Origin of the sequence: Pseudomaricurvus alkylphenolicus (genome assembly GCF_011683955.1) — a bacterium.
Taxonomy (GTDB): Bacteria; Pseudomonadota; Gammaproteobacteria; order Pseudomonadales; family Cellvibrionaceae; genus Pseudomaricurvus; species Pseudomaricurvus alkylphenolicus.
In genome coordinates this window covers 998,085-1,010,987 of record NZ_JAAQPI010000001.1, presented here as the reverse complement: position 1 = coordinate 1,010,987, position 12,903 = coordinate 998,085, and the positions used below count along the sequence as shown (strand labels likewise).

Annotated in this window: 10 protein-coding genes; 6 read left to right on the top strand and 4 right to left on the bottom strand. The window is 50.7% G+C overall.

Features of this window, described 5'->3' with window-relative positions; genetic code table 11:
- Positions 1 to 37 precede the first annotated feature (37 nt).
- Entirely contained in the window at positions 38 to 439 is a 402-nt protein-coding gene (locus tag HBA55_RS03945) for a DUF4124 domain-containing protein (protein WP_166987354.1), read from the top strand.
- Between the two features lie 50 nt (positions 440 to 489).
- On the opposite strand, the gene HBA55_RS03940 is transcribed toward HBA55_RS03945, so the two are convergent.
- Both HBA55_RS03940 and HBA55_RS03935 read right to left on the bottom strand, forming a co-directional pair.
- The gene (locus HBA55_RS03940) at positions 490 to 1,290 is read right to left on the bottom strand and encodes a universal stress protein (protein ID WP_166987351.1); all 801 of its coding nucleotides are present in this window, start codon (positions 1,288 to 1,290) and stop codon (positions 490 to 492) included.
- Positions 1,291 to 1,400: 110 nt separating this feature from the next.
- Positions 1,401 to 1,838: a disulfide bond formation protein B gene (locus HBA55_RS03935; RefSeq protein WP_166987348.1), complete on the bottom strand. Its 438-nt coding sequence runs from the start codon at positions 1,836 to 1,838 to the stop codon at positions 1,401 to 1,403.
- Positions 1,839 to 2,360: 522 nt separating this feature from the next.
- On the opposite strand from HBA55_RS03935, the gene HBA55_RS03930 reads away from it, so the two are divergent.
- Positions 2,361 to 3,527, top strand: coding sequence for a PAS domain-containing sensor histidine kinase (locus HBA55_RS03930; protein WP_166987345.1), 1,167 nt, complete (start codon positions 2,361 to 2,363; stop codon positions 3,525 to 3,527).
- A 9-nt stretch (positions 3,528 to 3,536) separates the two neighbouring features.
- Entirely contained in the window at positions 3,537 to 4,175 is a 639-nt protein-coding gene (locus HBA55_RS03925) for a response regulator transcription factor (protein ID WP_166987342.1), read from the top strand.
- 6 nt (positions 4,176 to 4,181) lie between these two features.
- Here the strand turns inward: HBA55_RS03925 and HBA55_RS03920 are convergent, their stop codons facing one another.
- Positions 4,182 to 5,840 (bottom strand): arylsulfatase, encoded by a 1,659-nt coding sequence (locus HBA55_RS03920; protein WP_166987339.1) that lies wholly within the window; start codon positions 5,838 to 5,840, stop codon positions 4,182 to 4,184.
- A gap of 211 nt (positions 5,841 to 6,051) precedes the next feature.
- Between HBA55_RS03920 and HBA55_RS03915 the strand changes: the two genes are divergently transcribed.
- On the top strand, positions 6,052 to 6,930 hold the full coding sequence (locus tag HBA55_RS03915) for a bile acid:sodium symporter family protein (protein WP_166987337.1): 879 nt from the start codon (positions 6,052 to 6,054) through the stop codon (positions 6,928 to 6,930).
- A gap of 61 nt (positions 6,931 to 6,991) precedes the next feature.
- On the opposite strand, the gene HBA55_RS03910 is transcribed toward HBA55_RS03915, so the two are convergent.
- On the bottom strand, positions 6,992 to 9,247 hold the full coding sequence (locus HBA55_RS03910) for a TonB-dependent receptor (RefSeq protein ID WP_166987334.1): 2,256 nt from the start codon (positions 9,245 to 9,247) through the stop codon (positions 6,992 to 6,994).
- Positions 9,248 to 9,716: 469 nt separating this feature from the next.
- Between HBA55_RS03910 and HBA55_RS03905 the strand changes: the two genes are divergently transcribed.
- Both HBA55_RS03905 and HBA55_RS03900 read left to right on the top strand, forming a co-directional pair.
- A complete protein-coding gene (locus tag HBA55_RS03905; protein WP_206019503.1) occupies positions 9,717 to 11,177 on the top strand; it encodes an amidase in 1,461 nt (486 codons plus the stop codon).
- 40 nt (positions 11,178 to 11,217) lie between these two features.
- On the top strand, positions 11,218 to 12,870 hold the full coding sequence (locus HBA55_RS03900) for a GMC family oxidoreductase (protein ID WP_166987331.1): 1,653 nt from the start codon (positions 11,218 to 11,220) through the stop codon (positions 12,868 to 12,870).
- Positions 12,871 to 12,903 lie beyond the last annotated feature (33 nt).

Genomic DNA, 12,903 nt, shown 5'->3' with positions numbered 1-12,903 from the left:
ACAGAGAATAAAGAACCTTAGCATTGAGGAGTCAGGGATGACGTACATCAACGCGCTGATCAGCCTTCTGCTGATCAGTCAATTTGCCAGTGTTGCAACTATTTACAAATGGAAAGACGAGCACGGAACGACACACTACGGCGATCATGTGCCGGGAAATCAAGAAGCCACTGCCGTCAAGCCAAACGATCTGCCTCATATTCATGGCAGTGAGGCACCCAAAAGCATAGAGTTTTGGAAAAGGCCCAAAAATGAGTCAAACAAGCGGTACACCGCGAGAACACAGCGATCCAGGCGAAGTAATAAATGCGGTCAATACGAACAGAAAATAGAAGCCATCAATAGTGCTTTGAGAAGCGGCTATAAAGAACCCAAGGGCAACAAACTGCGGGCAAAGAGAAGGAAATACAAGGACCTGTTATATGAGCAATGTCGCTGATTGGGGTAGACCCGGCGGCAGGCCTACCCGAAACCCTCTACTTTTGACGGTTAGATCATCAACACATCGCGATCCAGGCGGCCCACGATCTTCTCGACGGTGTTGCCTCTGAGCCTGCCCTGCAGCCCCTGACGCCGTTGATTGGCAATAAGAACCACATCCACATTCAGAGTCTGCGCCAACTCGCAGATCACGTCTTCCGGATCACCCACCTGAATATGCACATGTTCGTTTTCCACTTGCGCACGCTGTGCAATGCGGGCGCGGTCAGGAAAGTCCATAGAGTCTGTATACGCATTGGCCACGTGCAGCTCCATGCCAAAGTTGCTGGCGATACGATGGGCTACCGCCAAAACATGAGCGTTGCGTTCGGAATAGTCGCTGTCCTGATCCTTGATCGTAGCCAGCAAGCGGCCCCGTTCAGCACGTTTGGTGGTGGTCACGATAATAACGGGCTGCTCTGACTGGCGCAGTAGCTTCCAGCGTTCGTCAGTCCAGATGTGATCCCTCTGGCTGCCGTAGTCGGGAATCAGACTTAGACTGACATCGTGCTGACGGGCAACATCCAAAATGGATTGAGCCCAGTTGGTGGTCCAGGACACCATGATCTGGTGCTCCACTTCAGTATTGGCCATTTCCTGCAACAAACGGGTTACCCAGAGGCCGTCGCGAGTAACATGGTCGCCGCCGTTATTTTGATCAAAGGATTCCGGATTGGCCGCCAACAGAAAAATTAGCTCAACCTTGGTGTCCTCGCGGCGCCCATGAGCCAGGGAAATAGCACGCTCGACGGTAGGGTGCTGATCGCGAGCGGGATCAACAACCACAAGAATTTTTTCGGTACTGGACATTTGGCTTTCCTCCTTTGCTTTGGGGAAAGCTTAGGGATTTACCCCCAATGGGATATTGATCTGGATCATATGTGTCGTGTAGGCGATGTAAATTTATGTTTACGACAAGGTTATTGGTCCGAAGAAACGTTTAAGTAGAGGCCCCAAAGGGCCACTGCGATGAGCGCCGACGCGATGGCCACCAGCCCCTCGGCCATGGTAATCCCCAAGAGGAGCTCCGGAGTGTAACTGCAGAGATTGCGCACTTCGAAGATAAACGGGAACCATTTGTCCAGGGCAAACCAGCCCGGAAACCCGAGGTAGAACTCACAGCTGCCGTCGCCAATGCCGTTTTCCAGCTTGTACAGATACCAGGAGCGCTCCCACATCCCGGCTGCGGAAAACACCAATAGCAACTGCCCCATAAACTGGGAGAAGGGCCTTCTCGGCAGAATACACATAACAAGACTGAGCAGCGTAAACGCGGCTACCCAAATGCGGACATGGATGCAGACCTGACAGGGTTCATCGCCAACAGAGTACTGATAGAACAGGGCCACGGCCAGCATGGAGAACCCTAATAGTGCCGAGCCCAGCCAGTACCATTTTGTGGTGAATATTGTCCGTATTGCCTGCATTTTGATCAGAATCCCTCGTTACATCCCAGATATGAATAATCGTTTGGGATGATAACAAGACCTCAATCCTGTTGCATCGCCACATCAAACAATGGAGATGATAATTGCCGGACGTAGCGATACATGGTGACGCAATAACAAATACCGCCTGGGCTTTTCCCTATACACTTCGACGGTAAGTCGCTTTTGGTCCGTCATTTTGTTTCTTATACCTTCACACATTTGGCACTGGCGGCTGTACTTTAACATCTCGTTGTGAAATCCCCAGTGACCTCCGTATAGGCTTCACGACAGACCTGGCATTGACCTTTGGTCCAATTCACCGCAATGGACATAAAACCTAAAATACGTGATATGGAGCCAAACTTGGTCTGACGTAGTGCAGCTAATAGCGATGTGAAATAAGAACACTTGCCAGCAGCACCAGATCGAATATCACAAATGAGAATGTGCATGCTATATACTGGGGTAAATCAAAAGGCCGCTGACGAAAAAGAACCTCAGGTGATACTCAACTACGAGAATTTGGGTCTGGAAGAAACCCACAAACTGATAGAAGCCCTGTTAGGGTTCATTTTTGTGCTCGGCGCAGATGGAAAAATCTTCAGTATTACGCCTAAATACCAACGCCGGTTTGGCTACAGCGACGATGAAATTAACAAAGAAGTCTCTGCAATGGATCTTCTCGACTCCAAGGAGATGGGACGAAGAACCATTGAAGAGACGATTCAAAATGGCTACGGAGAGTTCGAAGCGGATATCGTCACGAAAGATGGTGCAAAAATACCCCACGTTTTAAGGTCAGTGGCCGTTAACATCGCCGGACAGCAATGTATTGTCGGCACTGCATTTGATATTTCGGATCGTGTTGAAGCCCTGAAGAAAGTCCAGGAGCAGCACAACGAGATGGTTCACATTTCAAGGGTTGCCGCCATGGGCGAGTTGGCGTCTGCATTCGCCCATGAAATTAACCAGCCCTTGGCCGCCATCGCTAACAATGCACGAGCCGCAGAAAGACTGTTCCAATCTGGCAATCTCAATGAAGAATTAATGTCACAGATCTTGGGGGATATCTCCAGCGACGCCCGGCGCGCAGGTGACATAACAAAGAACCTGCGTTCTCTTCTGAAAAAAGAAGATGACATCTTCACTACCGTAGATCTTAACGCCAGCATCCAGAAAATAGTGGAAATTCTTCGCTCCAGCGTGTACAAGACCGACCCGGTAATTATCACAGAATTTTGTTCCAGCACGCCACTCGTTAAGGGTGTTGAGATCCAGATACAACAGGTTGCCATGAACCTGGTCACCAATGCCGCTGACGCCATCCGTAGCTGTGATGATCGCCCACATGAAGTTATCGTCAGCACCTCATGCAGTGATGACGGCCACGCGGTGTTTTCTGTGTTTGACAACGGTCAACATCTGTCCGACGACATTATCGAGCGTGTTTTCGATCCCTTCTTTACCACAAAATCCCAGGGTTTGGGGATGGGCCTCTCCATCAGCAGATCAATTATCGAGAAGCACCATGGCAGCATATCCGTTGAAAACTGCTCGACTGGCGGAGTTAGATTTGCAGTTCGCATTCCGTTAACCGATGAACTAGCCCAGGAATAGTAGGATTTTATGTCCCAAGATATTGCGACGGTCTATGTAGTCGATGATGATGAATCCGTTGGCGTATCCCTTTGCCGCCTGCTTATGTCCGCAGGCCTGGAAGCTGTTTATTACCAGGACGCAGAACAGTTTCTGGAAGAGATTGGTAACACATCTCTTGGCTGCTTGTTGCTTGACATCAGAATGCCGAAAATCAGCGGGCTTGAAATTCAAAAGATTATGAACGATCAAGGTACCACCCTGCCCATCGTATTTATCACCGGTCACGGGGATATTCCTATGAGTGTAAGAGCGATAAAGGATGGCGCCGTCAATTTCCTGACCAAACCCTTTGACGATGTAGAGGTCATTGATGCTGTCAATTCCGCCATCGAGCTGCATCGGAAAATTCTTGAAAAAGAGCACTCGTTGAATGAAATCGAAAATCACTATAAGCAGTTAACCGCTCGAGAAAAAGAAGTGTTTGAACTCGTCATTACTGGACTGCTCAATAAACAGATCGCCTTTCAACTTGGCATTGTTGAAAAAACCATCAAGGTACACCGCAGCCGAATCATGGATAAGATGAAGGCCAACAACTTTGCTGACCTCGTAAAGATGGGTGTTGCTCTCCAAATCGGCGAACAAGACAACCACACTAACGCCTAGTCCTACTTACCAATTTAGACCTTCCTTTATTTCGACGACCCCTGATTCATCGGCGTACTGCATCCAGTCTTGAACCAGTGACTCAACCAACGCAGGGTGCCGCTCCGCCAGATCCTCTGCTTCCGACGGATCCTTTGCTAAGTCAAACAGCTCCCAGCGACCTTTGCCATAAGGAGGGACCTCCCACAGAATCTTCCAGTTTGCTTTTCTCAGGCTGCGACGACCATAGAGCTCCGCAGCGACTACACCTTCATCACCATGAATAGTTGCGTTAGGGTCGGTCAGCAGAGGTAACAAACTCTTACCCGACATTGGGGCTATCAGTTTGCCTGAATAGTAATCTCCCTCGGCGTCGATTGCGGCCAGATCCACAACCGTTCTGGCAATGTCTCTAACCGTCACCGGTGCGCTGACGATGGCCCCTTTGCTGTGAAGACCTTTTCGCCAGATAAATGCTGGAACCTTTACCCCGCCTTCTGCCAGGTGCCCCTTAAACAAACGGCTCGGTGCACTGCTTGCATGAGCCCAACCCGGACCGTACATAACGTAGGAGTGTTCTCTGCCCAAATTAGGGAAGCTGTTATCAAAGTTATCAGACAGGAAAGCTTCCATCATGGAGTTCGTTTCCAATTCAACACCTTCTGCGCCGTTGTCCGACATGAAAATAACAACTGTATTGTCCAACAACGCATTCTGCTCCAGAAAACCTTTGAGTCTGCTGATATTGCGATCAACGCCATCGACCATAGCTGCGAAGATCTCCATCTCTCTGCTCGCCGATCGTTTTTCAATGTCGGACAGCGAATCCCAACTGCGATAACCTGGAGGCGTTTTCGTCTGCCTGCCCGCTGAGATCATACCCTCTTTCTGCAAGCCGGCAACACGACGATTGCGCAGCTGGTCCCAGCCGGCATCGTAGCGACCGCGATAGGTATCAATGAGGTTGTCCGGTGCCTGCAGCGGCCAGTGGGGCGCCGTCAAGGACAGAAGCCCAAAAAAAGGCCGTCCTTCATTCTTCACGTGATTGATGTATTCAATCATTTTTTGTGTATAAACATCACTGGAGTACTGCCCGTGCGGCCACTCCACTGCCATGCCATTCTCCTGATAGTGAACTTTTTTCTGAAATGGAAACAAGCCGTCATTGCTAAAATGGCTGGCTCCTCCTTCCAGCAACGCATAGGAGTGCTCGAATCCGTGGGCATGGGGGCTGGTTTGCGGCTTTGTTCCCAAGTGCCATTTTCCCGCCATCAACGTGCGATAGCCTCCGTCGCGTAATCGGGTGGCTATCGTAATGGCCTTGTTGTTCAACTCGCCTTCGTAACCGGGTTTTCCCCGCTGTGCCGGCAATATCATTTCAGCCATTGCACCGAGTCCCACCAAATGATGATCCGCACCAGTCATCAGCATAGCCCGAGTGGGTGAACATGTTGCTGCGGCATAGGCGGAAGTAAAGCGGATGCCCTCGCGTGCGAATAGATCCAATGTCGGAGTCTCAATTTCACCACCGAAAGCGCCGAGATCAGAATAGCCGAGGTCGTCAACAACAATCAGGAGGATGTTGGGCCTGGCCACGTCGGCATCAGCTCGACTGGAGACCCAAGAGCAGGCTGACAACTGAAGTTGGAGCCATCCGATCAAAACCACTATAAGAAGTATCCGCATTCCACACCACTCATTGAATGAATTTCGTACTTTCGAAAACGGCACTCGTGGTGCCACATCTTCAATTTAGCAAACGAGACTTTGGACCGACTATTGGCCCAAAGACCAACATCTTTAGTTTTGAAAGACCCCTATAGTTCGGCGAGAGAACCTGTTCTTTGCTTCTCCACTATATCCTTCCAATTGACAACAGAATCGAGGTAAGAAATACATGCAGATTCCTCAAATTATTATTCCGCTCTCCATGTTTGGCTTGATGTTCGGTATGGGTTTGACACTGACGCCTGCGGATTTCAGAAGAATAATAACAGTGCCCAAAGCAATTGCAGTGGGCGTAGTACTTCAATTGTTGGTACTTCCTGCGATTGGGTTCTCCTTAGCGCATGCCTTCAGTCTTCCACCCATGTTGGCCCTGGGGTTGGTTGTCATTGCTGCCTGCCCGGGAGGAACGACTTCCAACATTGTGGTCCATATGGGAAAGGGTGATACCGCTTTATCCATCTCCCTGACAGCCACGGCCACGCTCATTTCGTTATTGACTCTGCCACTCTGGATCAACTTCTCCTTAACTTCGTTCGGACAAGCAGAAACCGTTGTCAAGATGCCAATTTTAAAAACCGCTGTTGAACTGGGTGTCTTTACCATTCTTCCTGTGATTGTCGGTATGATCGTTCGGAACTACCGAGCAGAACTGGTAAACCTGGAGCCCAGTATTTCCAAGATAAGTACGGCCGCGATGATTGCAGCACTGTTTGCCACCGTAATGACTGGTGAAGGTTCATCGCTGAGTGACTCAGCTATGATTCTCGTTCCCTCTGCAGCTTATGTCATTATCGCCCTCATTCTGGGCTACGGAATGCCTCGTCTCGCGGGGTTGAGTGAAAAAACAAGCTCAACGATTGCCGTCGAGACCACCGTTAAAAATCTGATGCTATCCATGTTTCTTGCATCAACCTCTCTGAATTCAATTGAAGTCGCTTACGCTAGCGTTTTGATTGGAGCATTAATGATGCCAATCGGAATAAGCATAATGCTAATGTATCATTTGAAGGCAAAGCGAATTGAGAAGGCCGGTGCTAGCGTCCTTTAAGCACGAAAAAAGCGCCTCATTCGAGGCGCTTTTTGTAGACAGTACTTTCACTCCTTCAATATCACCAGGAATACCGAGCCTGCAACCCGAACGTTCTGGGCGATTCAGGTGTTTTGACATAGGAACCCGGTGTGTTGGGCAAGTCGTCCGCCGTTGCAAAGGTCTTCTTATCCGTCAGGTTCGTGCCGATTAAGGCAATCACCCAAGAACCCGACTCCGACGACAGAGCAACTCGAGCATCGAACTTCTCATAGCCATTGTGCACCGCATTGGGATCCAGATCTTGCGCTGAGTAGTAACTGTCTGTGAAGTTCATGCCAAGGTTAAGATCGACGATGAAATTTTCAAATAGATTGGGCGAGTAGTTGAAACTCAGTCGACCACTGTACTCTGGGGAAAACAGCATCTCCCTGCCGCTGAGATCCTGGGTACAATTATTCCCAAGCCCGGAGATTATTTTCTGGTCTTCTGTACAAGTCGCTGTGTCGTATTTTTCAAACTCGGCGTCCAGATAGGCAACATTGAGATCCATACGCAAGCTCTCTGCTAATTGCCAGTTCACTTCAACTTCCAACCCTTGCGTTACCGATTCAGCGGCATTAGAGGTGACAAAACCCAGACCGACCAAATTTGAGACCTGCATATCGGAATATTCACTCCGGAACAGTGCGGCGTTCAAAACCATCGCTCCGTCTAGCAGCTTCGATTTGATACCCAACTCGTAGGAATCCACGGTTTCCGGTTCAAAAAAGGGCGTTGGAGCCTCTGGATTGAATTGATAAGCCGAATTATAGCCGCCGGCTTTGAACCCCTGAGCATAACGTCCGTAGAGCATAATGTCCGCAGTAACGTCCCATTCCAGAACAAAATCAACCGTGGTATCTGTATAGGTTCTGGTTTCATCAAGGCTGTCGGCAAAAATACCCCGACCATTCATAATCCCGGTTGCGATCGGATCCAGAGTCCTTACATCATCCAGTTCTGTTAAATTTAGAACTGCGTCAACCTCTTTTTCAATCTCGCTCCACCGAACACCAAGGGACCCGCGCAACGCTTGCGTGAGATGATACGTCAGTTTGCCAAATGCACCTTGAGTCGTGGTTTTCTGATTTACAAATCTGCTATCCACACCCTGGAGAATTGTATTGCCCAGCATGGGGTGCGGAAAACCAATGTTGTAACCCACCTGCGTTGAGAGGTCCAGATCAATTTCCTGATAGTAAAGACCCGCCGTGTATTCCAGGTTTTGCTCTTGAGGTGAGTCAATTCGAACCTCCTGGCTCCACTGGGTAAATTTTTCCCCTTGCCTGACTCCAACAATCGCATACGGTGACTGATCCGGATCAATCGATTCGGAAGATTCGCTGTCGATATAGCCACTTACCGACGTAATAGTATGACCAGCCACATCCCATTTGAGCTGCAGACTGTGCACATCAGCGCCGAGATCCTGATAAATATCGGTGTACCAGGATGGCAGGGGGTCTGAGGGTCCATTCCAAGCCCCAAACATATCTGAATTCCACGGGGCGGGCTGGCCATCCGCCTGCTTAACATAATCGATCTCGTTCGCCTCAATAGGCTCACCCTCAACGTCATACTGAGAATGGGTCAGTTTGTAGATCAACTGAAACTCATCGTTCGGCTCCCAAAGCACTGTCATTCTGGCGGCTTTGTTATCCTCTTGTACTTCATCTTCTCCTGTGACTTCGTTGGTCAGGAAACCATCAGCCTCGGCGGTGCTGCCGACCAGTCGAATCGCCAGCGAGTCATTAATTGGGATGGATATTCCCGCCTCCAGTTTCTTTTCGCCATATTTATCATCATAGAAACCGGACACAAAACCTTCGAGCTCCTGACTCGGATTGCGAGTGACAATATTCAGCGCTCCGGCAATCGCACTGTTGCCAAACAGAATTCCCTGGGGACCACGCAGCACTTCAATGCGCTCGATATCCAGGAATTGAGCCCGGGAGGCGCCACCGCGGCTGAAGTAGATACCGTCACTAAAGGTTGCAACGGACTGCTCAAACCCCGCATTCTGACCAGATCCTATGCCGCGAATATAAATACTCTGACTGGAGCCTGCTTCCGCAATGGTGACATTTGGTGTGGTCTGGCTAAGCGACTGCAACTCTGTCAGGTTTTGGTCCTCAATAAACTCACCGGAAACAACGTTAATTGACATGGAGACGTCCTGTAGGGACTGCTCCCGCTTTTGGGCAGTAACGACTATTTCCTCAATTTGGAGCGCGTGGGACTGAGTTGCCACCATAATGGATGCGGAGAGTACGGACAAAATCAGCGGATACTTCATATAGATCCCCTCTAGATATATCGTTTTATTATTGACCAGCAGCACTCCGATAAAGAAGTCCGGGCTATTTGGCTCGCCCTCCACTTCCCAGTGCTGCTGAATCGACTCAGAATCGCCGCATGCATCAACCAGAAATCCGCTTAAGACTCAAAAATTGGGACACTTAGCAATCCTCCAACTTTGGCTATCCCCTATTGGGGCTCGGCTTTTATCCCTTGATGTTGACCAGAATAATCAGCCTTGCCTCTATTGAAGCAAGGATCTCCCGGCTCAACTATTGGACCAAAGGGCAATGCTCAAAGACCACGAAACTTTTATGGATATATCCGCTGGGTGACTGCGTTTCTTCACTAAATCCTAGTCCAAACCCGGGCCAGTTTCACTGACTTCCGGATGTTGGACCAAAGGCCAATGGTTGCTATTGCCCAACGCGCCATAAACTGAATGGCCGCAGATATCGGAACACCATATGAACCTGTCCGCAAAACCCTTTTGGCAGATGAACCTGACCGAAGTCGCCAAGTGTATCGAAGCCGGTGATATTTCAGTGGTGGCACTGACCCGGATGATGCTGCAACGTATCTCTGCATTGGACCCGCACCTTCACAGCTACGCCACCGTCATGGCCGATCAGGCCATGACCGCCGCCCTGCGCGCCGAGAAGGAAATAGCGTCCGGCTATTATAAGGGGCCGCTACACGGCGTTCCCATTGCCGTAAAGGATCTTCTCTATACCCAGGGTGTCCGCACCATGGGTGGAACCGGTGCCCGGGCCGACTTTGTTCCCAAGTTTGATGCGACCGTAATTCGCAAGCTCAGTGAAGCCGGCGCCATCGTGCTGGGTAAATTAAATCTCAGCGAAGGCGCGATGCTCGGCTATCACCCTGACTTCGACGTACCCGTCAATCCCTGGAACAGCGACCTCTGGGCGGGTGCATCGTCCAGTGGTTCCGGAGTGGCCTGCGCCGCTGGACTTTGCTTTGCCGCCTTGGGGACAGATACCGGGGGTTCTATCCGGGCGCCGGCGATGGCCAATGGCATTGTCGGACTGAAACCCAGCTACGGTCGAGTCAGCCTGCACGGCGTTCTCAAGTTGGCCCCTACACTCGATCATGTCGGTCCCATGGCCCGCAGCGTTGAAGATGTCGCCATTGTATTTGAGGCTATGGCCGGCTTTGACAAAAACGATCCCACTTCTGCCGAAATCTCTGCGCCTAATATCGTTGAATCCATGAAGTCCGGTCCTGGCAGCCTTGAGGCTGTGCGGATTGGTTATGATCGGGAGTATGTAAGTTTTGGTATGGGACAGGAGCTGGTTGCAGCAATTGAGACATCACTGAATGTGCTCCAGGGGTTGGGGGCGGAGATCGTGGATATCGAGCTGCCGGAATTCTCACCTAAGCACTCTGAAACGCTGTTCCAGATATGCTCTTATGAAGCATTGCGAGCCCATAACGCCACCTACCCTTCTCAAAGCGCGGATTACGGCAAGTTTTTCGGTGACTTTCTGGCGCTGGGAGAAACCGTTTCGAATGACCAATATTCGTCAGCATTGGCTCTGCGCGATAACTATAAAGAGCTTCTTACCGGGGTACTTAGAGAAGTTGATGCCGTTGCTCTTCCCTCCGGCGGCCCCCTGTTCTCCATACCCACCGAATCGCACTATGAGGGTATGAAAGCGCTGACACAATTTATGCAGAATTCACCGATGCGTTTTACCATACCGGCAAACTTTGCTGGGGTACCGACGATATCCATGCCCTGCGGAGCGTCTTCCATCGGGGTTCCCCACAGCATTCAGTTAATGGGCTCCGCTATGACAGAGCCCATGCTGTGCCGTATCGCTTACGCATTGGAAAGAAATATCAAGTGGCAGGGGATAAACCCCAGATACATGCACGAATCCGAGCGACCGGAAATAACCAACTGACGCCGGTCTGAAACCAATCCGCATATTCCAAAAGGTGCGTATGTTTGATTTTATCATTGTGGGTGCCGGCTCCGCTGGCTGTGTACTGGCCAACCGGTTGACGGCCAGTGGTGAATACAGTGTCTGCCTGCTTGAGGCGGGTCCGCCCGACAAGAGCCCGCTGATATCCACTCCTCTTGGGGTTGCGCCGCTCATGAACAGCCACACCTTCAACTGGCAGTTTAACAGCGCCCCCGAGCCGACCATGAACAACCGCCGCATCTTCCAACCGCGCGGAAAAACCCTGGGTGGCAGCAGTTCAGTCAATGGCATGATGTATATTCGGGGTCATCATTCGGATTTTGATGAATGGGCAGAGCTGGGTAACCGCGGTTGGGGTTTTAACGATGTTCTCCCCTACTTCAAGCGCTCGCAGTTCCAGCAACGAGGTTCCAACGAGTACCATGGGACTGAAGGCTCCATGTACGTATCTGACCCCAGCTATATTCACCCTTACAGCAAACGCTTTTTGAGAGCTTGCGAACAGTTGGGCATTGCGTACACCGAGGATTTTAACGGCGAGACCCAAGAAGGCGCCGGTCTGTACCAGTTTACCACAAAGAACGGTAAACGCTGTGGAGCTGCCCAGGCGTTCTTGCATCCCATCAAAGCTCGCGCCAATCTCACGGTCATCTGTAAAGCCCACGCCTGCTCAATTGAATGGAAGGAGAAGCGGGCTGTGGGCGTAAGATATCTCGATGCCGAAGGCAATACCCACATACTGGGCGCCCGTAAAGAAGTACTGCTTTGCGGGGGGGCCTTCAATAGTCCTCAATTGCTTATGTTATCGGGCGTTGGCCCCAGCGAAGAATTGGAGCAACATGGAATTCCGCTGGTGCACGAGTTGCCTGGTGTGGGCCGGAATCTGCAGGAACATGTAGACGCGCTACTGGTGCGCAACACCAAGGGTCGGGGGCCGCTGGCATTGCACTGGAAGGAGATTCCGTTCCTGCTGAAACAGGTCTATGACTATGTGGTTCACAGTAGCGGTCTGCTGGCAACCACCATCAGTACCGGCGCCTTTGTCAAGACTTCCGAAAAAGAAAATAGGGCGGATCTGCAACTGCTCTTTATCGACATGAGAATGGATGACCATGGTCGTAATATGGCGTTCACCCGAAAGCACGGCTACAGCTGTCACGTCACCTTGTTGCGCCCCAAGAGCCGGGGCTTTGTATCATTGCACGATGCCAACCCCTTATCCGACCCTAAAATTCAACTGAATTTGCTCGATCATGCCGACGATGTATCGCGCCTTGTCGAAGGGGTAAAGCAGACCCGCGCGCTGATGTCTGCGCCCGCCTTTGCCGATCAAATGGCCGATGAAGTATTCCCCGGCGAAGCCGTACAAAGCGACGCTGAAATCGAGAGTTTTCTCCGACAAAAAGCCAATACGGTCTATCACCCCGTCGGTACTTGCAAAATGGGCCAGGATCACATGGCTGTTGTGGACGAGCGATTGAAAGTAAGAGGTGTGCAAGGATTGAGAGTGATTGATGCCTCGATCATGCCGACCATTGTCGGCGGTAACACCAATGCTGCCACTATTATGATTGGTGAAAAAGGCGCCGATATGATCCTGAGCGATCAAAGGACCGACACGGTTGAATCCGACCCGATTGAAGCCCAAGAGGCAGCTGCGCTTAGCCTCTAAAGACACTGCCTTGACCGCTACCCAATGCAGAAT